We start from the raw sequence: 24,437 nt of genomic DNA, 5'->3' as shown, positions 1-24,437 counted from the left end.
CGGTGCGCCACGATGTTTCTCCCGCTGCACCTCACCTCTGGAGGGTGAATCGATGCGTGTAGTCCGCAGTCTGCTCCTGCTCGCCGCGGCGGTGGCCGTGCCGGCGCTCAGTGCCCCCGGTACGCTCTCGGCGCAAACCTATCCGTCCAACAAGGATCCCCGCAGCACGCTCAAACCCGGGCGCTTCGATGCGGGCATCGCGATCAACGGCATGAAGCAGGTGTCGTTCTCGCCCAAGCCGGCCGAGCTCGACACCGTCCGCGGGCTGACGTTCATCAATTCCGATGTGGCCTTCGCGACGCACTACGTCTACCAGGCCAACTTCGCCGGCTTCACCATCTGGGACATCACCGATCCCGCGAAACCGGTCATCGCGTCGGTTACGAAGTGCATCACCTCGCAGGGCGACCCGACCATCTACGGCACGCTCCTCTTCCTTTCGGCCGAAGGCGCCGGCAATCGCAAGGACTGCGGGGCGGGCGGCGTGCAGGATCCGAAGGATCACATGGCCGGCATTCGCATCTTCGACGTGTCCAACCCGAAGGCGCCCAAGCTGATCAAGAACGTCGAGACGTGCAAAGGCTCGCACACGCACACGCTGGTGCCGAGCCCGACGAACAAGAACATCATTTATCTCTATGTGTCGGGGCAGCAGGGCGCGCGTCCGGACACCGAGCTCGCCGGGTGCAAGAACGGCAACGATCCGAAGGATCCGACGAACTCGCTGTACCAACTCGACATCGTGAAGGTGTACCTCAACGCCCCGGAGAAGTCGGAGGTCATTCCGGGCGCTCGCATCTTTGCCGACCTCGAAGGCGCTGGCGAGTGCCAGCGGTATTGCGTGCCGACGCGCACGGGGACGCGCGCCGGGCGTCCGCAGCCCGCGGCCGACATGCCGGCCGGTCCGCGCAACTGCCATGACGTGACGGCTTACCCCGAGATGAACATGTTGCTCGCGTCCTGCTCGACGCACTCGATTCTCGTGGACATCAAGAACCCCGAGAAGCCGTTCCGTATCAATGCGATCATGGACACGAACAACTTCCAGGGGCGTCACACGGCGGCCTTCAGCAACGACGCCAAGAAGTTGATCCAGACCGAGGAGTGGGGCGGCGGCACGGGCCCGATGTGCCAGGCCTCGAGCATGCAGCAGCTCGGCGGGAACACGATCATCACCCTCGACGCGGAGAAGCGGCAGAAGCAGCGCGCATACTTCAAGCTGGGGTCGGCGCAGGCCGCGGAAGAGAACTGCGTGGCGCACAACGGCGGCATCATCCCGGTGCCCGGGCGCGACCTGTACGTGCAGGGGTGGTACCAGGGCGGCGTGAACATCATGGACTTCACCAACGCCGACAGCGCCTTCGAGATCGCCTACTTCGATCGCGGCTCGATCAACCCGCCGCGTCCGGTGGACGTGCCGTCTGCCGCGGCCGCCGATCCCACGGTGCGCGGTGGCGGCAACACCATCGGTGGCTCGTGGGGCGCGTACTACTGGAACGGCCTCATCGTTTCCTCCGAGCTCGATCGCGGTCTCGACATCCTCGAGCTGACGCCCACCGCGCAGCTCTCGGCCAACGAGATCGCCGCGGCCAAGCTGGTCACCTTCGAGCAGTTCAACCCGCAGAGTCAGCCCAAGTACGTGTGGCCGCCCGCGTTCGTGGTGATCCGCTCGTACCTCGACCAGCTGGTGCGTGGTCAGGGGCTCGCGGCCGCGCGCACGACGGCCATCGATGCGGCGCTCACCGCTGCCGAACAGAAGACGGGCGCGGCGCGGGCCGCTGCGCTCAACACGTTGGCGGCCGAGGTGGGCAAGGACATCGCCGGCGCCAAGGACAGCGCGCGCGTGCGCGCGATGGCCGGCGAGATTCGCCGACTGGCGGCGGCGTCGAAGTAAGGGCACACCGCGACACGACCGGATGCACGAAGGGCGCCCCACGGTGGGGCGCCCTTCGTCATGCTGCGGGGTCGCGGGCCGGGCTACTTCTTGATCTGCACTTCCTGCATGCGCCGGTTGGGCGACACGTACGCGCTCACCAGGCTCTCGTGTCCTTCCGCGTTCACCGCCGCCACGCCGAACACGTAGTCGTCGATCGACACGTTCGGCAGCAGGAAGCGCGTCACGTTGCCCACGTACTGCGAGCGCTCCCAGTCATTGCTCCACGTGTTGCGCCAGTACACGCGATAGCCCGCCGCCCCCGGCGACGCCTCCCACTGGAGCGCGGCGTCGTAGCCGGTGGTGCCGCGGCTGATGGTGGGCGTGCCGCCCCCCGTGGTCACCTTGGGTGCCGGTGGCGCGAGCGCCAGCGAGGCCGCGGCCGCCGCGTTCACGCGGGTGTTCTGCGCGAGATACCGGAAGTCCATCCCCTCCGGCTTGTCCTCGGTGTTGTGCTGCCGCTGGTAGTTCTCGTTGGCCTCGCGAAACACCACGGCGGGAAAGTCGAAGGCGGTGAACGACGAGTGATCGCTGCCACGACCAAAGCGGTCCTCCCGCGCCATGAGCCGAATGGTGTGTGACGGCACATAGACGCCCGCCACCCGCGCGATGTAGCGGGCGAGGGAACGGTTCATGGAGTCCTCGGGGCCCAACGAGTAGATGCGCACGCTCTCCGCATCGATGATGCCGTTGCCGCCGAGGCTGCTCCCCACGATGTCGTTGTTGAAGTTCGCCGTCACGGTGCCCTTGGCGGCGGCGAGGGTCTGCGCGTGTACCATGGCGCCAAGGAGCCCCTGCTCCTCGCCGGCCCAGGTAACGAACACCAGCGTGGCATCGAACTCGAGCCCGCTGTTGGCGAAGGCGCGCGCCAGCTCCATGGTGAGCGCCGTGCCGCTGCCGTCATCGTTGGCGCCGGGCGCATCGGCGTTGTGGTCCATTTCGGCCCGCATCTGCGCATCGCCGCCGGCGGCACCGGCCCCCGCCCCGGGGTTGTTGGGCGCATTCCCGCGCGGATTCACCGCGTCGTAGTGCCCCGAGATGTAGATGCGGCGGGCACTCCTGCCGGGGAGGATGGCCACCACGTTCACCAGTTCGACCTCGCGCGTGATGCGCCCCTGCCGGGCCAGCATGTGCCGGTCGAAGGCCACCTGCAGCTTGGGGCTTGCCCGCTTGAACTCGTCGTAGATCCAGCGGCGGGCGGCGCCGATGCCGCGCGTGGTGGAGACCGTGTCGGACAGGGTGGAGCGGGTCCCGAAGCTGGCCAGCTTGGTGGCCGTGGCCTGGAGCCGCTCCGGGGACACGCTGGCCACCAGCGCGGTGATGCGCGGATCGGCGACCCCCTGGGCGGCGGTGGCCTGGGCGGATGCCAGCGGGGGCGTCAGCAGCAGGCCGGCGGCAACAGCAAGAACGCGGGACATCGGGGAACCTCACCGGGCGGAGGAAGAAGGGGGTGATAGCCGCACAATCTTAGCACTGGGAGGTTGACGGTGCTTCGGGCCCCGCGGCTTGTCACCTGCCCCAGGCGGCCGTAGCGTCCGGCATGACCCAGCCTCGTCGCGACTTCGTGAAACAGGCCGCTGCCGTTGGTGCGGCGTCCCTCGCCTTCCACGCGCCCGTGTCGGCGGCGGGGGCCGCCAGTGTCAGCGGCAACGAGGCGTCGGACCCACCGCCGCTCGCGCCACTCCCGGGTCCACTCCAGGCGGTGGTGCAGGACGAGGCGTACTGGAGCAAGGTCGCGACCCAGTATCCGGTTACCGATGCCGTCATCAACCTGGAGGCGGGGTACTTCGGCATCATGGCGGCGCCGGTGCTGGCCGCCCACCACCGGCACGTGGATCGGGTGAACCGCGAAAGCTCGTACTTCGCGCGGCGCGCCTACCCCCCCATCCTGATGCAGGCACGCGACGCGGTGGCCCAGTTCGTGGGGGCCAAGCCCACCGAAATCGTGCTGTCGCGCGGCGCCACCGAGGCCCTGCAGGCGCTCATCACGCAGTACCGCGGCGTGAAGGCGGGCGACACGGTGCTGTACGCCGACCTCGACTACAACGCCATGCAGTGGGCCATGAACGCGCTGGCGGCAGCGCGCGGCGCCACGGTGGCCAGGCTCGCCATTCCGGAGCCCGCCACCCGCGAGAATGTGCTGGCGGCGTATGCGCAGGCCCTCGACGCGCACCCGCGCACGAAGCTCGTGCTGCTCACGCACTGCAACAACAAGACGGGGCTCATCATCCCCGTGCAGGAGATCGCTGCGCTCGCCAAGGCGCGCGGCGCCGACGTGGTGGTGGACGCCGCGCACTCCTTCGGGCAGGTGCCGCTCACCGTCCGCGACCTCGGCGCCGACTTCGTAGGGCTCAACCTGCACAAGTGGATTGGCGCACCCGTGGGCGCAGGCGCCATGTTCATTCGCGAAGGGCGCTTCGACGCCATCGACCGCATGCACGCCGACGAGGCGTTCCCCCTCACGCGCATCGAAAGCCGGCTGCACACGGGCACGACCAGCTTCGCGACGGTCATGACCATCCCGGACGCGATTGCCTTTCAGCAGTCCATTGGCGTGCCGCAAAAGGCGGCCCGCCTGCGCTTCTTGCGCGACCGCTGGGTGCACGCCGTGCGCGACGTGCCGGGCGTGAACATCCTCACCCCCGATGCCCCCGCCCTCGTGGGCGCCATCACCGGCTTCCGGTTGCACGGACGTGGCACGAAGGCGGCCAACGAGGCCGTGGCGAAGACGCTGCTCGACGAGTTCGGCATCTTCACCTTTCCGCGTACCGGCATTGCCGGCGGCGACTGCGTGCGGGTCACGCCCACGCTGTTCAACACACCGGCGCAGCTGGACACGCTCGCCGCAGCGCTGCAGGTCATGGCGGCGCGGGGGTAGGGAGCAGGCGGACGCTGGCGGGGACGGGAGGCGGCGCACGGCATGTTGCCGTCGCCGGCCCTCGACCGTCCTTCCTCGGCGTCGGACGCGCGCGCAGGTGAGAGGCGCCCCGGCGTTCGGGCGGCGACAGCCGCGCCGTGCCACCAGCCCTCATCTCCGGAATGCCGTGAATCGTCGTCGCGTCATCATGCCCCCCTGGGCGCAGACCATCCGGTTCCAGGTGGCGCTGTCCCTCGGCGTGCTGTTCGCGACGCTGGCCGGGAGTGCGGGATACGGCATCTATGCGCTGAACCTGCGCCGACATGACTACGAGATTCTGAACCTGTCCGGACAGCTCCGCGTGACCAGTGCGGCGATGGTCAGCGACGCCCGCACGTTCCTGCAGCTGGCGTCCGATTCTGCGGCGAATCGCGGTGCCGAGCGGCAGGTGTACTACGAAGGGTTGCAGCGACACATGGCGCTGTACGACAAGATCATCACCGCCTTTGTCACGCGCCGATTCGAGCCCGAGCTGACCGGCAAGTACGACGCGATCGTCTGCATCTGGGATGCGCGCTCCCGTTCGCAACTGCAGCGCACCGCCGACGATTGGCAGGCCTTCCGTCATACCTTGAATCGGCGGCTGGGCGCCGCGGACGGCGCGCCCGACGTCACCCGCGGCGCAGAGTACGTCGCCGAGGTCGGCGACAGGTTGTCCAAGTCGTCCGCGCAGCTGTCTCGCGCGTTTCAGGACATGATGGAACAGAAGCTCGCCACCATCCGGCTATTCAACCAGCTGGTCCTGGCGCTTGCCGCCGTGACCATGGTGGCGCTCATTGCGCTGCTCTACCGTCACCTGGTCAGGCCGTTGCGCGAAACCATGGACGGCTTTTCGCGCGTGGCGCGGGGAGAACTCGGCCATCAGGTCCCGGTGCAGGGTGGCGGAGAGATCGGCCAGATGACGACGGCGTTCAACCAACTGTCGGTCCGACTCAATGCCCTGTTCCGACTGACCGATCGCATCGCGCAGGGCAAAACGCTCGACGATACGCTGCGCTTCGTGACCGAGGAGTTCCGGGGCTTTCTGCCGCTGGATTGGGTGGGCCTCTTCTTTCTGGCGCCCGACGGCGAACGACTCGTCCTCGAACGGCAGTCTGGCAGCGACGACAGAATCCTGCGGGAGGGCATGTCGTTCCCGCGATTCGGGGTGACATTGCAAGCGGGTGCAGCGCGCACCGTCAACGACCTCGGCGCCGCTCACCGGGACACCCCGTCGGATGCCTGCATCGGCATGCTTCGGTACGGGGGCTTCGCGTCGGCGATGCTGCTGCCCATCCAGGGGAGTGGCGGCGGCGCACTTCTGGTCTTCGCCTCGCGTGTCCGTGGCGCGTACGCGCCCGAACATGCCGAACTCATCGAAAACGTGGCCGGGCAACTCACCCACGCGCTCGACAAGACGGTCTTCATGGAAGGGCTCGTCGTCTCGGCCATTCAGGGGCTCGCCAAGCTCGCCGAGAGTCGCGATGCGGAGACCGGTGACCATCTGGCGCGGATGGCGCTCTACGCGGCCCTCATCGCCGAGGAGCTCGGGCGCGCCGGACCGTACCAGGATCAGATTTCGGCAGCCTTTGTCCGGTCCATTCATCAGTTCGCCCCGATGCACGACATCGGCAAAGTGGGATTGGGCGATGCCATTCTGCACAAACCCGGGGGGCTCAGCGAAGCCGAGCGGGTGGACATGCAGCGCCACCCCACCATTGGCGCCGAAGTGCTGCGGCAATGCGAAGCGCAGATGAACGACCTCGGCTACAGCATCTTTCGCGTGGCGATCGAGATTGCCGAAGCGCACCACGAGCGTTTTGATGGCGCCGGCTATCCGCGAGGGCTCGCCGGGCTCGCCATCCCGCTCGCCGCTCGGATCGTGTCCGTGGCCGACGTGTTCGATGCGCTGACCTCGAAGCGGGCATACAAGGAGGCTTGGCCAGTGGAGCAGGCCCTCGCGATGCTGGAGGCGGAGGCAGGAGCGCAGTTCGACCCCCATGTCGTGGCCGCCTTCCGGCGAGCCCTGCCCCAGGTGCTGGAGATCTACGAGCGCTTCAGGAATGTCGCCGCGGACGGGGACGAGAGCGGCGACACCGAGCCCGCGAACCACGCGCACGAGCTGATTGGCGCCGGCCGGGCGTAGACGGGTGTGGCAGCCGAGGCAGGCTGCCCACTCGGCTCGAGCGCGGGAGATCGCGTGCTTCTGTCGTGCGAGACGATCACCGGCTACCACTGCAGTCCGGCACTGCACGTTCGCACAGCGCTGCGCACCATGGCGGCGCGGGGGTAGGGCGGCGCCCCTCCGCCGGCACATCGAGCCCCTCCCACACGACTGCGGACGGCGTAGCTTTCATGCATGCCTGAGCGCGCGCCTTCTGTTTCCATTCGCCGGCTGCACGACCAACCCGACGCCGGCCTGAGCGGGGCCACCACGCCGGCGTCGCGGCTCGCCCTGGTCGAAACGCTCACGCACGAGGCGTTTGCGCTCGCCGGCACCACCGCGATCGTGTACCCACGGCACGAGGCGCCGGTCGTGGTGCGCGCGTTGCGCCCCGGTCCGTTCGACACCGCCCGGTGAATTCCGACTTTCTGGAGTGTCTGGCCGCCCTGCTCGCGGAGGAGGCCCGGTTCCTGGTCGTTGGGGCACACGCGCTGGCCGTCCATGGCGTTCCTCGGGCCACGGGCGATATCGACATCTGGATCGACCGCACGCCGGCGAATGTGGCGCGTGTGGTGCGGGCATTGGTCCGCTTCGGGGCACCCACCGAGTCGCTCGGCGTTCGTCCCGCCGATCTCGAGACGCCGGACATGGTCGTCCAGATCGGCGTCCCGCCACGCCGCATCGACATCCTGACGGGCGTCTCAGGGCTGACGTTCGAGGAGGCGTGGCCCGGACGCCTCGTGCATCAGGTGGACGGGTTGCCGGTGCCGTTTCTCGGACGCGAGTCGCTGGTGCGCAACAAGCGGAGCTCCGGCCGCTTCAAGGATCTCGGTGATCTCGAGTCCCTCGGCGAAGATCCGCGCGCGGAGTAGTACCGGCCACGAGCGCTTGGGTCTCGGGCTTGAAGGGCGACGTGTCCCGTCACCAGGCGTCGGTATCCGCGAGCGCACCTGCCCGACCCGCCACCCCCGCACGAACGACGCCACCCGATCGGGGGCCGTGAGCGGCAGCATGTGCCCCGCCCCCTCGACGTAGTCCAGATGCACGTGCGGCACGAGCGCCCGCATCCCCTCCCCGCGGGAGCCCAGCGTGTACATGTCCGAATCGGAGCGGACGCCCGGGTAGCGGAACAGGTCCCACGTGCCGCCCATGCGCTCACGCCCCTCGATGATGGCGTAGCGGAGGGTAGGGCCGTCGTGCTCGAGGTCGTGCTGCAGGCACTGATGCCGGACCACCCCGCGCCCACGATGACCACGTCCACATGCCTGGGCGCGGCGGCGGGCAGGTCGGACGGCGGGGCGCCGGTCTCGGGGAGCGTGCTCGTCTTCGGTGAAGTCATGGAGGTTCCCCAAGCATTGCGCGGCGGGCCGGCACAGGCCCTCCTCCGCTCTTGCGAGTTTCATTAATGCCATATATGGTACCATATGCCGACCATCAAGACTACGGTCTATGTCGACGAGGCGGATTACCGCACGCTGCAGGCGCTCGCGGCGGCCGGTGACCGTTCTGCTGCGGAACTCATGCGCGAAGCGTTGCATGCGTTTGTTGAGGCGCAGCTCTCGCGGACCGCGGGCACAGCGGCCAGTCGTGGCGTCGCCGAGACATCGCCGCGCTATCGCGTCGAGCCGGCCCAGCCTGCCGCGGCGCCTCTGCCCTCCGTCGCGTCCCGGCTCGCCGAGATTCAGGCCATCGTGCGGGAGCTCCCCGTCCTCGACCCGCGGCCGGCAGATGAGATTCTCGGCTACGACGATATCGGGTTGCCCACATGAGCGGAGTCGTGCTGGACAGCTCAGCAGTCATAGCGCTCATCGCCGATGAACCCGAGGCGCCGCGGCTCGCGGCCGCCCTCGATCGGCTGACCGACCGGGTCATCGGCGCCCCGACGCTGGTGGAGACCGGCATCGTGCTCCGCGCGCGCTACGGGGGGCGCGGCGAGCTGGCGCTCGACGCGTTTCTGCAGCGCTTCGACGTGCGCGTCGTGCCCTTGGCAACGCGCGAGGCCACCTTCGCGCGGGAGGCCCACCGCCGCTTCGGACGCGGCGTGGGCTCCCCGGCGGTGCTCAACTACGGCGACTGCCTCGCGTATGCCGTGTCCGCCTCGCTGGGCTGGCCGCTGCTGTGCGTGGGAAACGACTTCGCGCGGACCGATGTGATGCTGGCGCGGTAGCGTCGGGCTGACGCGTAACGTCTTGGCGGAGCGGGCCGGCGTCTCGGTCGACACACTCCGTCGCTTCGAGACCACCGGGCAGATCGCGTTCGAGCGATTGGTGCGCATTGCGGTGGCGCTGAGCGTCTCGCCGAACCTCGACGATCTCTTCCCGGCGGTCACGGTCGAGAGGCTGGAGGATCTCGAGCGCGCGCGTCACGACGCCCGTTGCGCGCGTGCTGGTCAGGCTCCGGTTCGGAATGGACCGCCACGGCATCGCCGTGCCCGACCGCGTCGTTGGGACCCTTGCCCTGCACGAGGGACGCCCCGTTTTCTTCTACGACGACGCCTTCTGTCTGGACCCGTTGCCGCTCTCGCCCTTTTGTCGGTCGCCGACGTGACCACCGTGCTGCGGGACCTCGGCTGCGCACGCGACACCATCGCCCTCCTCACCTCACGTTGCGACGAGGTCGCAAAACGCGCGCAGTGACGCGAAACCCGGCCGAGCATCTCGCTCGACCGGGCCTTTTCCTTCAGCGCTCCAACTACCGCACCAGCTTCTTGTACTTGATCCGATGCGGCTGATCCGCGTCGGGGCCCTTCCGCTTCTTCAGGTCCTCGATGTACGCGCCGTAGTTCCCCTCGAACCACACCACCTCCGAATTCCCTTCGAACGCGAGAATGTGCGTGGCCACACGATCCAGGAACCAGCGATCGTGGGAGATGATCACCGCGCACCCGCTGAAGTCCAGCACCGCCTCCTCCAGCGCCCGCAGCGTGTCCACGTCGAGATCGTTCGTGGGCTCGTCGAGCAGGAGCAGGTTGCCGCCCTGCATCACCGTCTTGGCCAGGTGCAGCCGATTCCGCTCACCGCCCGAGAGGTTCGCCACCAGCTTCTGCTGGTCGGCCCCCTTGAAGTTGAAGCTCGCCGCATAGGCGCGCGAATTCAGCTCACGCTTGCCCACCGGAATGGTCTCGCGCCCGCCCGAAATCTCCTCCCACACCGTCCGCTTCCCCTCCAGCGTGCGCTGCTGGTCCTGATACGAGATGCTCACCGTGGGCCCCACGAACAGCTCCCCCGCATCGGGCGTCTCCAACCCGTTGATCATGCGGAACAGCGTCGTCTTGCCCGCACCGTTCGGGCCGATGATGCCCACGATGCCGGCCCGCGGCAGGTCGAAGTCGAGAGAGTCGAAGAGCAGCTTGTCGCCGTACGCCTTGCGCAGCCCCTTCGCCCGCACCACGTCGTTGCCCAGACGCGGCGCCGGCGGAATGACGATCTCGTTGCCCATCACCCGGTCGTTCTGCGCCTCGCTCGCCAGATCCTCGTACGCCTGCAGACGCGCCTTGTTCTTGGCCTGCCGTGCGCGCGGGGACATGCGCACCCACTCGAGCTCCTTCTGCAGCGTCTTCTGCCGCGCGCTGGCCTGCTTCTCCTCCAGCGCCAGCCGCTGCTGCTTCTGCTCCAGCCAGCCGCTGTAGTTCCCCTCGTACGGCACGCCCTTGCCGCGATCGAGCTCGAGAATCCACTTGGCCACGTTGTCCAGGAAGTAGCGGTCGTGCGTGATGGCCACCACCGTGCCGGGGAACTTCTCCAGGTAGTGCTCCAGCCACGCCACGCTTTCGGCATCGAGGTGGTTGGTGGGCTCGTCGAGCAGCAGCATGTCCGGCTCTTCCAGCAGGATCTTGCACAGCGCCACGCGACGCTTCTCACCACCGCTCAGATTCGTCACCGGCCAGTCCCCCGGCGGCAACCGCAGCGCGTCCATGGCCACGTCGATCTTGTTGTCAAGGTTCCACAGGTCGTGCTGGTCGATGTACTCCTGCAGCGTCCCCTGCCGCTCCATCAGCTTGTCGAAGTCCGCGTCGGGCTCGGCGAACTTGAGCGAGATCTCGTTGAACTCGTTGAGGGCGTCCCGATGCTTCTTGACCGCCAGCTCCACGTTGCCGCGCACGTCGAGCGTGGGGTCGAGTTCCGGCTCCTGCGGCAGGTAGCCGATGCGCGTGCCCTTGTGCGCCCACGCCTCGCCCTGAAACTCGGTGTCCACGCCCGCCATGATGCGCAGCAGCGACGACTTGCCCGCGCCGTTGGGGCCGAGCACGCCGATCTTCGCGCCGGGATAGAACGACAACCAGATATCGTCGAGGATGATGCGCGACGGTGGCACCACCTTGCGCAACCCCTTCATGACGTAGATGAACTGCGGAGCCATGGAACCCGTGACAGAGGGAAACGCCGGTCGCCACGGCGGCGACGGCACCGCGGTAATCTAGGGCGCCCCGGAAGCCGCTCGGGGGACGCCGCTCGGGGGACGCCGCTCGGGGGACGCCGCTCGGGGCGCCGGCGGCACGGGGCTGTGATGATCGCCGGGGCCGGTCGTCCTTGCCATAAAGTCCCGGGCTCCCGCCGCCGTGCCGGTGACCCGAGGCCACCTCGCTCCGCTCCCCTCGTCGTCTCCCTGCGCCGCCGTGTCGTCTGCATCCTCCGCCGTCCTTCCCCTGCTCTCCGGCCTGGCGCTCGCCATCGCGCGGCGGCGGTCCTACGGGAACACGCATCCCATGGTCGTGCAGGCCGACGAGGCACTGAGCGAGGTCTTCGTCCGGCACATCGAGGCCCACGCCAGCCTCACGCTCGCCGTCGCCAACCGCGACCTCCTCGTGAATGGCGAGGTGATGTCGGGGAACACGGCGGTCGTGCGTGATCTCGCCGCCCGCTTGCACGGCATGGGCATTGGCGCGATCCGGGTCGAGCGCGGGCTCACCCTCGGTGCACTCAGCGCCCTGGTGGCGCTGCTCGCCCGCCGGCAGACGGAGGTGGACGACGCGGCGCCGTTCCCCGACCTGCAGGGGATCGTCATCGGCCGCATCGACTTCGAGCAGCTCGGGCTGGCCGACGAGGCGACGCTGCGCGCCGAGGGCGAACAGCTCTGGCACACGCTGGCCACGCGCACGCTCGAGGGACTGAGCCCCAGGTCCGAGGCGGCCGCGCTCCCCGCTGCGGCAGTGGGTGACGTGCCGTCGGGGAGCCACGACCCGCTGGCTGCGTCGGCGACGTCGGGCCTCACCCTCGCGGACGCCCTCGCCATTGCCGCGTCCGACCCGAGGGCCGCCTGGGCCGCCTTCGCGGCCCTCAGTGATCTCGCGAACCGCATCGCCACCGCGCCGCGGACGCTCCGCGACACGGTGGGCGCCCAGCTCGACGCGCTGTTCGCCGGCGTCGACGACGAGGCCCTGTCGGCCCTGCTGGCGTCGGCCTCCGACAACGCGGTCACCCGCTTTCTGTCCGCCCTGGTGGAGATCCTCCCCGCCCCGGCAGTCATCCGGTGGCTGAACCTCTCCGCCCAGACCAGCGGCCGCGAACTCTCTCCGCATATGCTGCGCATCATCACCAAGATGACCGCGCACCGGTCGAGCCGATCGCGGGACGCCGCCGACCACGCCGTGCGTGAGACGGTGCTGGAACTCATCCAGGGGTGGGAAGTGATCGAGCCCAATCCGATGGAGCATCATCAGCTGCTCGACACGCTCGCCCACTGGAGCGCCAACGACCTGCACCCGACATCGGACGGGCAGACGGTGCAGCTCGACCCCATCAGCCACGAAGCCGTACGCCTGGTCCAGATGGCCTGCGAGATCGATGTCGTGTCCCACGATACCGTCCCGGCGGTGCGTCATCTCGCCGACCACGGCTTGGGCCCGCAGGTGCTCGCGTGGGCCGAACTCGCGGCCAGTCAGGCCACGCGCGACCGGTTGCGCGGGCTCACCGTGACCCCGCAGGCCATTGCCAAGGCGCTGCTCGGCACCCCCTTCGACGCCGCCGAGGCGAAGCAGCTCCTCGACGGGTTGCCGGACGAGTCGGCGCCGTTGCTCATCGAGCCCCTCGAACGATGCGAGTCGCGCACCGGTCGGCGGCTCATCTACGACCGGCTGCAGCGGGCGGGACCGGCCATCGTGCCCATGCTGCACCAGCGCCTCACCCAGCCCGCGCCGTGGTACCTGGTGCGCAACCTGCTGGGCCTGCTGCGGGACGTATGCGTCGACCTCGCCCCCGCAGCGCTCGCGACGGAGGCGCCGCCGGGTCCGCTGCTCCTCTTCCAGACGCACGAGCAGCCGCCCGTGCGGCGGGAGGCAGTCCGGGTGCTGGTGCTGTACCCGGACGTGCGTCCGGCCGCGCTGCGCCGGGCGCTCGACGACGCCAACGCCGAGGTGCGCCTTGCCGCGATCGAGGTCATGCTGGCTCTGGGGGAGGCGATCCCGCAGCGGGAGGTCGTCTCCCGGCTGCTGGCCATCGCCGATCAGGAGCCCATCGACCTGACCACGCGCGAGAAGGCGGTGCGCGCTGCCGCCCGGTCGCGGCACGCGGAGGTGCGGGAGTGGCTGGTGGAGCACGCGACCCGCCGCGGCCTGTTGAAGAGCCGTCGGCTGGCCCCCGTGACCCCGCTCGTGCGCACGGCGCTGCTGCAGTTGGCGCTGCACTTCGGCGAGCACGGCGAGGTGGCCCCCATCCTCGTGCTGGCCAGGCGGGCCGGGGTGCTGAGTGGCAGCAGTTCGGCATCCGCCGCGGCGGTGGCCCGATGAGCGCGCCGGCGACGCCGACCGGCATGCCCACCCGCATGGCCCCCGCCCCGGTGCCGGTCATCGCGGGCGCGTTCCTCCACACGCTGGGCCAGGCGCTCGCCGCCATGACACTCTACGGCGCCGGTCACCCCGCGCGGAGTGCGGCGCACGACCGGGCGCTGGCCAAGCTGCGGGAGCTCCTGGCGCGCGTGACCCCCCTCCGCCTCACCTTCGTCGGCGGCGACGTGATCGTGGATCGACTGGTGCTGCACGAGTTCCGGGAGTGGGACTGGGGAGCACGGCTCGCCGCGGGCGGCGTCCAGCGCGTGGAATTCGGGAGCGCCACCCTCGCTGAATCGGAGTTCGTGGAGTTGCTGACGGCGTTGCACGCCGCGGTCGGGACGGGCTGCCCCCCCCTCGCGCATCCGCAACTCGTCGGCAGCATCCGGTTCGGCCCCGTGGGGCTGGCCGGCAGCGAGTCGCGCACCGTGTCGACGCCGGCCATGGGAGAGGCGACGGTGCCGCTGCCCGCCGAGATCGGCGCCCTGCCGGTGGCGATCGAGGCGGCGCACACCCTGCTCTCCCCCGAGGACGTGCGCGACGAACTCGACGCGCTGGCGTGGGTGGAGGCGCAGACGGCGGAGACGAATCGCCTGCCGGTAGGCGAGGCGGAAACGATCGTGCGCGGGCTGTCGCTCGCCATGCGGGCCGACCACGGGTCGTTCCTGCCGCTCATCGAGCTCAAGAGCACCGACCAGTACACCACCGTGCACTCCTGCAACGTGGCGATGCTCGCCATGGGGCTCGCGGAGCAGCTCGCCTTCGGGGCGCGCGACGTGCGGGCCATCGGGGTGGCCGCGCTGCTGCACGATATCGGCAAGGTCCGCCTCCCCGACAGCCTGCTGAACAAGACGGAGGCGCTCACGGCGGCCGACCGGGCCCTGCTGAACACCCATTCCCTCGAGGGGGCGCGCCTGTTGGGCGAGCGCGGCGCCGGCTATGGGCTGGCCGCGATCGTGGCGTACGAACACCACATCGGGGCCAACGGGCAGGGGGGCTACCCCAAGTACACCTTCCCCCGCCAACCGCACTACGTGTCGCGGCTGGTGCAGGTGTGCGACATCTACGACGCCCTCAGCACCGACCGGCCGTACCGGGCCGCGTGGCCGCGGGTGCGGGCGCTACACCACATGCGACTGCGGGCCGGCCGCGAGATCGACGCGGACCTGCTGCTCGCGTTCTTCGACCTGCTGGACCAGTACCGGACACGGTCGCCCCGATCGCGCTGACGGAGGGTCCGGGAACGCTCGCCCGGTTCCCCCCGTATGGTCGTCGATGGCACTCCTCCAGATCGCCGACGTTTCGGCCCAGCTGTCCGGCAACCCGGCCGCCGCACTCCCGCTCCTCTTCGGCGCGGGGGTCCTGACGAGCCTCACCCCCTGCGTGTATCCGATGATTCCGATCACGGCCGCGATCGTTGGTGGCCAGTCGTCATCGGAGCAGGCAGGAGCCACCACGGTGTCAAGGTGGCGACCGGTCGGCCTGTCGCTGGTGTACGTGATTGGTCTGGCCAGCGTATACGCCGGCCTCGGCCTGCTCGCAGGCCTCACCGGTACCATGTTCGGCACGGTGTCGGCCAATCCGTGGGCCTACTTCACCATGGCCAACCTGCTCATGATCGCCGGGCTGGCCATGCTCGATGTACTGCCGGTCCGCATCCCCAACGCCATCATGCAGCGCGCGGCCAACGCCGGCACCGGCGGCCGCACGGCCGGAGCATTCGTCATGGGCGCCGCCTCCGGGCTGGTCGCCGCCCCCTGCTCCGCCCCAGTCATGGCCGCCGTCCTCACCTGGGTCTCCACCACCAAATCGGCCCTCCTCGGCTTCACCTACCTCTTCACCTTCTCCTTGGGCATGTGCACCCTCCTCGTTCTGGTGGGGGTATCTGCCGGGACACTGTCGCGACTCCCTCGCGCTGGTGCGTGGATGCTGACGGTGAAGAAGGGGTTCGCCTTCGTCATGATCGCCATGGCCGAGTACTATCTGGTGAAGATGGGGCAGGTCTACTTCTGAAGGCACAACCGATCAGTTCCGGGTTCTGGGTTCGGGTTTGGGGTTTCGAGTCCGACTCACCCGGAACCCGCTACCCGAACTCACCACCCATGACGGATCTGTTCAAGTCGGCACGCCGCGCCATGGCGATCGTCGCCATCGCCACAGCCCCCGCCGCCGCGCAGGACCTCGGCATCGCCCTCGGTGAACAAGCCCCCGGTGGCCCCCTCGAAACGCTCGCCGGTCAGACGGTCGACCTCTCGGCCTACCTCGGCAAGCAGCAGCCCACGCTCATCGAGTTCTGGGCCACCTGGTGCCCCAACTGCAAGCAGCTCGAACCCGCCCTGCGCGCGGCCCACGCCAAGCACGGCAAGGCCGTGCGCTTCGTGACCGTTGCCGTGTCGGTCAACCAATCCGTCGAACGCGTGAAGGCGTGGCAGGCCGCCAACAAGATGCCCGGCGACATCCTCTACGACCGCAAAGGCACCGTGAGCGGCGCCTACGATGTCCCCGCCACCAGTTACATCGTGGTCGCCGACAAGACCGGCAAGATCGTCTACACCGGCGTCGGTGGCACGCAGAACATCGAGGCCGCCCTCAAGAAGGCCATGTAACGGCGGGAAACACGGCCTTGGCTTTCGCCTGAAACGCGTTACATTCGGCGTGATTGGAATGTCAGTCCAGACTCACCGGCACGCCCTGCGGCGGACCGCGTGCGTTTCCCGCCTCCCTTCCTCAGAGCCTGCGTGAGCACTCGTCCAACGCCCACCATCCGCGACGTCGCCAAGGCCGCCGGCGTGTCCATCGCCACTGTCTCCCGCGTGCTCAATGATGCGGCGCGCGTGACCGAAGACACGCGGGATCGGGTCCGGAGCGTGGTCAGCAAGATGGGCTACGCGCCCCACGGCGGTACGCGCAGCGTCGCCGTGCGTCGCACGCGCACCCTCGGCGTGCTGCTCCCCGAGCTCTACGGCGAGTTCTTTTCCGAGTTCATCCGCGGCATCGACGAGACCGCCAAGAAGCACGGCTTCCTCACCCTCGTCACGAGCGCTCGCCGCGAAGCGCACGAGATTGCCGCCGCGGTGAGCAACATGCGCGGCCGAGTGGATGGATTTCTCGCCGTGTCCCCGTCGGTGGCCGCCCGCGCGACGCTGGCGGAGGTCGCGGAACGCTACCCCACCGTCCTCGTGGGCGCCGGCAGCGATGTCGGTGACTTTGCCGCCCTGTCGGTGAACAACTTCCAGGGCGCCGCCACCATGATGAAGCACCTCCTGTCGCTGGGGCATCGCCGCATCGTGTTCCTGCGCGGCCCCACCGCACAGGTCGATGCCGGCGAGCGCCTGCACGCCGTGCGCGAAGTGGCCAACTGGTACGACAACTGCGAGCTCACCGAGCTGGCCGGCGAGTTCCGCATGGACACCGCCTACGAGGTGGTCACGCAGCTGCTCAAGTCGGGCGTGCGCCCCGATGCGATCTTCGCCGCCAACGACACCATGGCTATTGGCGCCATCTCGGCCGTTCGCGACGCCGATCTGCGCGTCCCCGACGACATCGCCATCACCGGCTTCGACGATACGCCCATGACGCGTTTCCTGTCGCCGCCGCTCAGCACCGTGCGCATGCCCATCCACGCGCTCGGCGAGCGCGCCGCCCTACGCCTCATCGAAACGCTGCGCGGGGGCGGCACCGCGGTGCCGGCGAACCACGAAATCCTGCCGGCGCAGCTGGTCATCCGCTCCAGCTGCGGCGCGGCCCGCAAGATGATGGAGGCCGCCGGCAGCTGACGCGCCTCCCGCCGTGGGGCCGCCCCCCGGCGCGGCGCACGGCGGCGCACGGCGTGCGGAACGCGGTAAGCATTGCGTAACGGCAGGCGTCCGCAATTGACGGGTGTCCGGTGCATGGGGACGTTAAGGCATGCCCACTGCCGCCCCTCCCCGCGCTGCGTCTGCGCATCGCCCGCTCATCGTGATGGTCACCGCCCTGCTGGGCACCGCCGTGGCCTGCACGCGCCCCACCGCGACACCGGCCGCCGCGCCCTCGGACGGCGCGCGCACGTTCGAAATCATCGGCCATCGGGGCGCCGCGGGACTCGCGCCGGAGAACACGCTGGCCTCCTTCTCCCGCGCCTGCGCGGTGGGCGTGAACGGCATCGAGCTCGACGTGCACCTGAGCGCCGACGATCAGGTCGTGGTGCACCACGATTACGCGTTGCACCCCGATCTCACGCGCGACCGATCGGGCGCGTACAGCATTGCGGATCCGCGCCCGCTTCTGCGCAGCCTGCCGCTGCCGGCCCTTCGGGAGTATGACGTGGGGCGGGTGCGCCCGCACAGCGAGTACGCCGCGCGCCATCCGGAGCAGCGCGCCGCCGACGGTGCGCGCATCCCCACCCTCGACGAGGTCATCACGCTGTTCCTGCGTGAGTGCGCGCCGCCCACGCGCCTGGTGGTGGAGATCAAGACCGACCCCACCCAACCGGCCGTGAGTGCCGCGCCGCCGCAGCTGGTGGCGCGCACGCTCGGGGTGCTGCGCGCACGCAAGGTGACCGGGCGCACGCAGATCATCGCGTTCGATTGGCGCGTGGCCATGCTGGTGCATCGCGACGCACCCGATATCCCCACGAGCATCCTCACCGGCGAGGGGCGCACCGAGCAGGACGGGAATACGGTGCAGATCGGCCGCGTCGGCGCATCACCGTGGATGGGTGGGCTCGACGTGGATGACTTCGGTGGGTCGGTCCCGCGGGCCATTCTCGCGGCTGGCGGCCGCAACTGGTCGCCGAACGCCGCGAGCCTCACCCGCGAGCGTCTCGCGGAGGCACACCGGCTGGGCGTGCGTGTCTATCCCTACACGGTCAACGACACCACCGAGATGCGGCGCCTGCTTGCGCTGGGCGTGGACGGCATCACGACCGATCGCCCCGATCTCCTGCGCGCAGTCGTCAGCTGCGGCGCAACACCGCCGGTACCACGCCCGTCGTTTCCGTGCTCGGCTCGAAGTAGCGCGCGTTGAACTCCGCGACGCGGCCGCGATAGCCCACCGTCACCCCGTCGTCGGCCAGCAGGTCGGCCTGGGAGCGGCCGGCCGCGTTGTACAGCACCCGGCCGAGGGCGCCGCGATGCGCGAGTACCCGGTGCCACGGGACCGACTCCCGGTCGGCGTCGAAACGCCGCGCGAGCAGGAATGTGACGTGACGCACCGGCACACCGAGGAAGGTGCTGATCGCATCCACCGTGGTGAGACGACCGGCGGGGATGGAGCGCACGACGGCCAGCACATCGGCGTTCATGCGCGTGTACGTGGCCTTGATCGCGAGCGCGTTGCCGAACAGCGAGGCGCGCGCATCGAGCATCATCATGCTCATGGAATCGTTCCAGCGTCGGACAAGACGGAGAGTGCCATGCAGGCGGGCGGGACCCGGTGGTCCGGGCGCGCATATGGTACGGCGGGCAGGCGCATTCGTGCAACAGGGAGCGGCGCAGGTCGTCCCGCATGCGGCGGCTTCCATCAACGTTCGGCGGTTTTGTTACAGGACCGTCGTTCGGACCGGACTTCAAGTCATCGAATCCGAGGCGCAGGCGTTCCAACGATTCAGGGCTGCGTCACCCGCCGCTGGCGCAATACCTCGTACACGGCGATACCCACGCTCGTGGAGAGGTTGAGCGACCGGATGTGCGGCGAGGGGGACATGGGAAGCGTCACGAAGCGCTCGGCGTAGCGCTCGTGCAGCGCGGGGGGCAAGCCGCCCGTCTCGCGCCCGAATACCAGGACCGTGCCCTCGCCGGCAGCCAGCGGCGCATCCCAGAAGGGCTGCCGCCCGCGCGTGGAGAAGAACCACGGGTCGCCAAGGCGCGGCAGTGTCACCTCGAAGTCGGCCCACGTCTTCCAGACACGCAGCTCCACCTGCGGCCAATAGTCGAGCCCCGCGCGCTTCACCTGTCGCTCATCCAGGGAGAACCCCAGCGGCTCGATGAGATGGAGCCTGGCGCCCGCCGCCAGGCAGGTGCGCCCCGCATTCCCGGTGTTCCAGTGGATTTCGGGGTGGACCAGCACGACGTGAAGTGACATGGTGTAATGGTGTGCCTGCGCCCCGGTCCCGCCAAGACGCCATCGTGAATCCGCCCACCATCGTCTACTTCGACGGCCTGTGCGGCCTGTGCAACGGCTTCGTCGACTTTCTGCTGCGCCACGACCGGGCGCACCGCCTGCGCTTTGCGTCGCTGCAGGGTGCGACGGCCGCCACCCAGGCCGGCCTTCCCTCCGGCATGGACTCCGTCGTGGTGGTGCACCACGGCCGTGTGCTGCTGCGCACCGATGCGGCGCTGTTCGTGCTCCAGCAACTCGGCGGCGTGTTTGCACTGAGCCGCGTGTTCACCGTCGTGCCGCGGAGCTGGCGCGACGCCGTGTACGGCGTCATCGCCCGCCACCGCTATCGCTGGTTCGGACGGCGGGCGCAGTGCCGCCTCCCCGCGCCGCACGAGGCCCCGTGGTTTCTCCCGTAGCATGCGGGTCGTGCCGCGGGTACCGGGAACCCCGGCGTCATTCCGCGAGAGTCTGCGTCGTCCGTGGTGCGGTGCCGCTCCCGCGGGCGACGGTGGCGATTGCCCGATGCCGACGTCAGCGGTGGTGCTTGAGTACGTAGGCCGCCTCGGCCTCGAGCCCATCCACGAGGGCGTCGATGTGCGACTCGTCGGTCCGGGCATTCATGACCGTAATGCGCAGCACCCGACGGCCATCGAGCGTGGTGGCCGTAATCCACCCGCGTCCGCTGCGGTTGTAGCGCTCGCGCAGCGCATCGGTGAGCGCATCGCGCTCCTCGGGACTCACGTCGGGCCCGGTCCAGGCAAAGCACAGGATGTTGCTTTCCGGCTCGTGCAGCGGCGTGAACAACGCATGGTTGGCCAGGTGCGCGTGCAGTGTCTGCGCCATGTGACAGAGCCGATCGTACAACGCGGCGAGCGCATCGGCGCCGTAGCGCTCGAACGCCACCCACAGCTTGAGCACATCCGCACGACGTGAGCACTGGAAGCTGCGCGGCCCCATGTCCCACGCGCGCGCGTCGTCGTTCGGGGTGAACAGATACGGGGCCTGCTGCGAGAAGGCGGCGTCCAGGTCGTGTTCGTCGCGCATGAGCAGCAGCCCCGCCGCGAGCGGCAGCAGCAGCGTCTTGTGCGGATCCCAGACCACCGATCGCGCGCGCGCGATGCCGCGCACCCGGTGCGCATGCGTGGGTGACAGCAGTGCCGCCCCGCCGTGCGCGGCGTCCACGTGCAACCACAGCGGCTCGCCCCGTTCGCCGAACTCGGCGCAGACATCCGCCACCGCGTCGAGATCATCGAACGCCCCGGTGGCGGTGCAACCGGCGGTGGCCACGACCGCCATCACGCGCTCCCCGCGGGAGCGCAGTGCCGCCAGCGTGTCGCGGAGCGCCGGAATGCTCAGGCGGTGCGCCTCGCTGCGCACCGTCACCACCCGCTCCATGCCCAGCCCCATGTTGCCGGCGGCGCGCGCCACGGCATAATGCGCATGGTCACCACACACCAGCACGGGCGCATCGGCCCCCACGCCGCAGCGCCACACATCGGGGATGGCGCGACGACGCGCGGCCAGCAGCGCGGTGAAGGTGGCCTCGGTCCCGCCACTCGTCATGGTGCCCCCCGCACGCGCGTCCCAACCCAGCAGGTCCGTCATCCACTCCACGACCTGATGCTCGAGCGGCGTGAACGAGGGGGACATTTCCCGCACCGCCATGCTCTGGTTGAGCGCGCTGATCAGCGCATCCGTCCACACGGCCGCCGGCAGCGGCGCCGATACCTGGTGCCCGATGTACATGGGGTGCGCCAGACGGTTCACGTCTTCCAGCAGCAACGACGACAGCCGCCGGGCCACATCGGCCAACGGGCGCGACCGGCGCGGCAGCGTTTCCTGCAGGCGGCCGGCAATGACTTCGGCGCTGTGCCAGGTGGACACCGGCCCCTCGCCACGGCGCGTGCCCGCCAGGTAGTCGGCCGCCAAGGCCAGAATCGGGCGCGCCGCCTCCAGGGAGGTATCGGCTTCCAGCAGGGCCAGGGCCTCGAGCGCGGCGTCGTCGGTCATGGCCGTACGTTACCGATGCTACCCGCTGTACGGAATGAGGCGGTAGTGATGGGGATCCCAGCGCCAGTGCCGCGCGGTGGTGTTGTACACGCCGCCAATCCAGCGGTCGATGCCGTTCACCTTCACGAAATCGGCGCGATCGCGCACCATGTCCTGCCCCAGTGGGGTCAGCTGCACGGTGCGCTCCCAGAAGGCCTTGCCGTCGGTGTCGCGCAGCGGCGCGATGACCCGCGAGCCATTCACGTGCGTCACCAGCGGATGCGCGCAGTCGCTGAGCCGCTGCACATACCACGCGAAACTCCAGTCACCCAGCCACACCCACGATTCCGCGCTCTGGTGCGCCGCAAACAGCTTGGCCAACGGCAGCGCCCCGGGCGACAACGCTTCGCACAGTTGCCGCTCGCAGCGCGACAGCCCGGCCTGCGTATCGGGGTACTCCTCCAGCTGCCGCCGCAGCGCCGGCGCCAGATGCGGCAGCCGCACCTCGTCGTCGTAGGCGTAGGCGCGTGCCCGCACCTCGCGGTCGATGCGCGCGGTCACCGCGAGCAGCGCATCCGGCGTGTCGGCCGTGAACGCCTCCCAGGCCGCGCTGGCCAGGGCGAAGTCCCCGGCGGTCACCTGACGGCGAGCCGCGTACAGCGGCACGAACTTCTCGGGCTGCAGCGGACCAAGGAAGCAATCGGCCGGCGCGATCGTCACCCTGGGCCGCTCGTCGAGCGGACGGCGCGCCACGCGGGCCAGCACCTGGATGAGCTGCAGCTGATCGAAGAGGTCGGGCTCGAACCACAGGACGAGCTCATCCGTGGTCTTCACACTGTCGAGCCGGGCATCGCGCTCGGCAAAATCCGCGATTGCCGCCGACTGACTCTGCCAGCCGCGACTGGCCAGGAATTCCCCACGCACCCGCCGGAAGGTCGCGAGATCGTGATCCGACGGGACCGGCCCGTCGTGGAGCATATCGCGCCACGACAGCAGGTCGCCGGGCAGCCCCGAACGGGCCAAGGCGGTCACGGCGTGATCGCCGTTGGTGAGGTGCAGGGTCAGCATGAGGTAGCGTAAGTTGCAGATATCTTGTCCCGCCCCGGTCCGGATCGCTAGTCACCGCGCGTCGGGTCCGAGCCGTCGCCGGACGTGTACCCCCGGTGCATCCAACGACATACTCGCCGACCGATGTCCGAGACCCGCGTCGTCAGTCCAACTGCTCCCACCTCGGTCACGAACGACGACGCCCTCGCGGCCGGTACGCTCGAGGAGGTGGACCTCGAGGCCATGCTTGGCACCGGCACCGCCATGTGGGCTGTCGTCTTCGCCGGCGGCATCGGCACGCGGTTCTGGCCACTCAGCACGCCGCGCCGGCCCAAGCAGGTGCTGGCCCTCGTCAACGAACGGCCACTCATCGCCGACACCGTGGCGCGCCTGGCGCCGCTGGTGCCGGCCGAACGAGTGCTCGTCGTGACGAGCGCCGACATTGCCGATGCGCTGCACGAGGCCATTCCCGAGGTACCGCGCAGCAATCTGCTCATTGAGCCGCGCCCGCTCGGTACCGCCGCCGCGCTGGCATGGGGAGCGCAGGAAGTCTCCCGACGCGCGGGGCCGGACACGGTGTTCGTGGCGCTGCACGCCGACCTTGCCGTGGGGTACCCCGATGTGCTGCGCGATACGCTCCGCCGCGCCGCCGCCATCGCCTCGGCCGACAACGCGCTGGTGGCCCTCGGTGCCCGACCCACACGCGCCGAAACCGGCTTCGGCTATCTCCAGCCGGGGATGCCGCTCGACCCCCTCCAGTCGCGCGCCGAAGGTGGGGCCTGCCGCGTGGAGCATTTCGTGGAAAAACCGGGCGCGGCCTTGGCCGACGTGCTCATCGAGCGTGGCGCGCTCTGGAATACGGGCATCTTCGTGTGGCGCGCCCGCGTGGTGCTGGACGAACTCGACCGGCACACCGCCGAGGTGCGACACGGCCTGCCACAGCTTGCCGCCGGAGCCATGGAGCAATTCGCCGCGCGCGTGTCGAGCGTCTCCATCGACCGCGGCCTGCTCGAACGGTCTCCCAACGTGGTGGTGCTCCCCGCCGACATGGAGTGGGACGACGTGGGGACGTGGGCCTCACTGCGCCGCGTCCGCGAGCTCGACGATACCGGCAACGGCGTCATGGGCCAGGTCCATTGCGTCGACTGCAGCGGCAATGTCATTCATGCGGACGGCTGCTGCGTGGTGGCCTATGGCATCAGCGGCATGATCGTGGTCAGCATCGACGGACTCACCTTCGTCACCACGCAGGATCGCGCCACCGAACTGGGACCGCTGCTGAATGCCCTGCCGGGAAGCCTGCGCTTCAACCCGGGACGGCAGTAGGCGCGGAGAGGTCGGATCGGTCGGAGGGGTCGGACATCAGATTTCAGACATCGGATATCGGATATCGGATATCAGATGTCGGACGCCGGAGGTCGGAGGTCGGAGGTCGGATCCATGCCGGAGGTCGGACGCCGGATACCGCGTTCGGAGGTCCGAAGCCGGAGTCGCAGGACGCACGCCCTCCGGCCTCCGACTTCCGAAAGCCGTTTCCCATCTCGGACGTCCGGCATGCATCCGGCAT

General features: G+C 69.3%; 21 protein-coding genes and 1 pseudogene. 15 read left to right on the top strand and 7 right to left on the bottom strand.

Going from position 1 to position 24,437, the window contains the following annotated elements; translation table 11 throughout:
• The first annotated feature begins 52 nt into the window (after positions 1 to 52).
• Complete coding sequence (locus tag LW840_RS15065) at positions 53 to 1,894, top strand: hypothetical protein (protein ID WP_291261349.1); 1,842 nt, start codon at positions 53 to 55, stop codon at positions 1,892 to 1,894.
• Positions 1,895 to 1,977: 83 nt separating this feature from the next.
• Here the strand turns inward: LW840_RS15065 and LW840_RS15060 are convergent, their stop codons facing one another.
• On the bottom strand, positions 1,978 to 3,351 hold the full coding sequence (locus LW840_RS15060; protein WP_291277282.1) for a M20/M25/M40 family metallo-hydrolase: 1,374 nt from the start codon (positions 3,349 to 3,351) through the stop codon (positions 1,978 to 1,980).
• Positions 3,352 to 3,473: 122 nt separating this feature from the next.
• Here LW840_RS15060 and LW840_RS15055 point away from each other — a divergent pair, with 122 nt between their 5' ends.
• The 4 genes from LW840_RS15055 (at position 3,474) to LW840_RS15040 (ending at position 7,865) form a co-directional block, all read left to right on the top strand.
• Positions 3,474 to 4,811 (top strand): aminotransferase class V-fold PLP-dependent enzyme, encoded by a 1,338-nt coding sequence (locus tag LW840_RS15055; RefSeq protein WP_291277281.1) that lies wholly within the window; start codon positions 3,474 to 3,476, stop codon positions 4,809 to 4,811.
• 187 nt (positions 4,812 to 4,998) lie between these two features.
• Entirely contained in the window at positions 4,999 to 6,975 is a 1,977-nt protein-coding gene (locus LW840_RS15050; RefSeq protein WP_291277280.1) for an HD domain-containing phosphohydrolase, read from the top strand.
• 213 nt (positions 6,976 to 7,188) lie between these two features.
• Entirely contained in the window at positions 7,189 to 7,410 is a 222-nt protein-coding gene (locus tag LW840_RS15045) for a hypothetical protein (RefSeq protein ID WP_291267214.1), read from the top strand.
• Positions 7,407 to 7,865, top strand: coding sequence for a hypothetical protein (locus LW840_RS15040; protein ID WP_291267213.1), 459 nt, complete (start codon positions 7,407 to 7,409; stop codon positions 7,863 to 7,865). The genes LW840_RS15045 and LW840_RS15040 overlap by 4 nt, the downstream gene beginning before the upstream one ends.
• 210 nt (positions 7,866 to 8,075) lie before the next feature.
• Here LW840_RS15040 and LW840_RS17635 read toward each other — a convergent pair.
• Positions 8,076 to 8,332, bottom strand: a pseudogene (locus LW840_RS17635) (NAD(P)-binding protein); the annotation flags it as partial.
• Positions 8,333 to 8,417: 85 nt separating this feature from the next.
• On the opposite strand from LW840_RS17635, the gene LW840_RS15035 reads away from it, so the two are divergent.
• Together LW840_RS15035 and LW840_RS15030 are read left to right on the top strand one after the other, a co-directional pair.
• Positions 8,418 to 8,762, top strand: a complete 345-nt coding sequence (locus LW840_RS15035) for a ribbon-helix-helix protein, CopG family (protein ID WP_291268942.1) — start codon at positions 8,418 to 8,420, stop codon at positions 8,760 to 8,762.
• Positions 8,759 to 9,160 (top strand): type II toxin-antitoxin system VapC family toxin, encoded by a 402-nt coding sequence (locus tag LW840_RS15030; protein ID WP_291267211.1) that lies wholly within the window; start codon positions 8,759 to 8,761, stop codon positions 9,158 to 9,160. Before LW840_RS15035 ends, LW840_RS15030 begins: the two co-directional genes overlap by 4 nt.
• A 524-nt stretch (positions 9,161 to 9,684) precedes the next feature.
• Here LW840_RS15030 and ettA read toward each other — a convergent pair.
• Positions 9,685 to 11,352 (bottom strand): energy-dependent translational throttle protein EttA, encoded by a 1,668-nt coding sequence (gene ettA, locus LW840_RS15025; RefSeq protein WP_291268940.1) that lies wholly within the window; start codon positions 11,350 to 11,352, stop codon positions 9,685 to 9,687.
• A gap of 256 nt (positions 11,353 to 11,608) precedes the next feature.
• Here ettA and LW840_RS15020 point away from each other — a divergent pair, with 256 nt between their 5' ends.
• The 6 genes from LW840_RS15020 (at position 11,609) to LW840_RS14995 (ending at position 18,760) form a co-directional block, all read left to right on the top strand.
• Entirely contained in the window at positions 11,609 to 13,717 is a 2,109-nt protein-coding gene (locus LW840_RS15020) for a HEAT repeat domain-containing protein (RefSeq protein ID WP_291277279.1), read from the top strand.
• Between the two features lie 23 nt (positions 13,718 to 13,740).
• A complete protein-coding gene (locus LW840_RS15015) occupies positions 13,741 to 14,985 on the top strand; it encodes an HD domain-containing phosphohydrolase (RefSeq protein ID WP_291277278.1) in 1,245 nt (414 codons plus the stop codon).
• Positions 14,986 to 15,031: 46 nt separating this feature from the next.
• On the top strand, positions 15,032 to 15,769 hold the full coding sequence (locus LW840_RS15010) for a cytochrome c biogenesis protein CcdA (RefSeq protein ID WP_291261360.1): 738 nt from the start codon (positions 15,032 to 15,034) through the stop codon (positions 15,767 to 15,769).
• Between the two features lie 89 nt (positions 15,770 to 15,858).
• The gene (locus LW840_RS15005; protein WP_291261361.1) at positions 15,859 to 16,362 is read left to right on the top strand and encodes a TlpA disulfide reductase family protein; all 504 of its coding nucleotides are present in this window, start codon (positions 15,859 to 15,861) and stop codon (positions 16,360 to 16,362) included.
• A gap of 132 nt (positions 16,363 to 16,494) precedes the next feature.
• Complete coding sequence (locus LW840_RS15000) at positions 16,495 to 17,532, top strand: LacI family DNA-binding transcriptional regulator (protein WP_291267206.1); 1,038 nt, start codon at positions 16,495 to 16,497, stop codon at positions 17,530 to 17,532.
• A gap of 130 nt (positions 17,533 to 17,662) precedes the next feature.
• A complete protein-coding gene (locus tag LW840_RS14995; RefSeq protein WP_291273586.1) occupies positions 17,663 to 18,760 on the top strand; it encodes a glycerophosphodiester phosphodiesterase family protein in 1,098 nt (365 codons plus the stop codon).
• Here LW840_RS14995 and LW840_RS14990 read toward each other — a convergent pair.
• Both LW840_RS14990 and LW840_RS14985 read right to left on the bottom strand, forming a co-directional pair.
• Positions 18,690 to 19,112 (bottom strand): MGMT family protein, encoded by a 423-nt coding sequence (locus LW840_RS14990; RefSeq protein ID WP_291267204.1) that lies wholly within the window; start codon positions 19,110 to 19,112, stop codon positions 18,690 to 18,692. The two genes, LW840_RS14995 and LW840_RS14990, sit on opposite strands and share 71 nt — an antisense overlap.
• 227 nt (positions 19,113 to 19,339) lie before the next feature.
• Entirely contained in the window at positions 19,340 to 19,816 is a 477-nt protein-coding gene (locus LW840_RS14985) for a tRNA (cytidine(34)-2'-O)-methyltransferase (protein WP_291267203.1), read from the bottom strand.
• A 44-nt stretch (positions 19,817 to 19,860) separates the two neighbouring features.
• Between LW840_RS14985 and LW840_RS14980 the strand changes: the two genes are divergently transcribed.
• The gene (locus LW840_RS14980) at positions 19,861 to 20,250 is read left to right on the top strand and encodes a DCC1-like thiol-disulfide oxidoreductase family protein (RefSeq protein WP_291261366.1); all 390 of its coding nucleotides are present in this window, start codon (positions 19,861 to 19,863) and stop codon (positions 20,248 to 20,250) included.
• 115 nt (positions 20,251 to 20,365) lie between these two features.
• Here the strand turns inward: LW840_RS14980 and LW840_RS14975 are convergent, their stop codons facing one another.
• Together LW840_RS14975 and LW840_RS14970 are read right to left on the bottom strand one after the other, a co-directional pair.
• Positions 20,366 to 21,844, bottom strand: coding sequence for a pyridoxal-dependent decarboxylase (locus tag LW840_RS14975; protein WP_291277277.1), 1,479 nt, complete (start codon positions 21,842 to 21,844; stop codon positions 20,366 to 20,368).
• Positions 21,845 to 21,862: 18 nt separating this feature from the next.
• Positions 21,863 to 22,891 (bottom strand): hypothetical protein, encoded by a 1,029-nt coding sequence (locus LW840_RS14970; protein WP_291261368.1) that lies wholly within the window; start codon positions 22,889 to 22,891, stop codon positions 21,863 to 21,865.
• A 123-nt stretch (positions 22,892 to 23,014) separates the two neighbouring features.
• Here LW840_RS14970 and LW840_RS14965 point away from each other — a divergent pair, with 123 nt between their 5' ends.
• Positions 23,015 to 24,196 carry a sugar phosphate nucleotidyltransferase gene (locus LW840_RS14965; protein ID WP_291261369.1) on the top strand — a complete coding sequence of 394 codons (1,182 nt, stop codon included), beginning with the start codon at positions 23,015 to 23,017 and terminating at the stop codon, positions 24,194 to 24,196.
• Positions 24,197 to 24,437: the final 241 nt, after the last annotated feature.

It is taken from the genome of Gemmatimonas sp. (genome assembly GCF_021298855.1).
Lineage (GTDB): Bacteria > Gemmatimonadota > Gemmatimonadetes > Gemmatimonadales > Gemmatimonadaceae > Gemmatimonas.
This window is presented reverse-complemented; position numbering and strand designations above follow the sequence as displayed.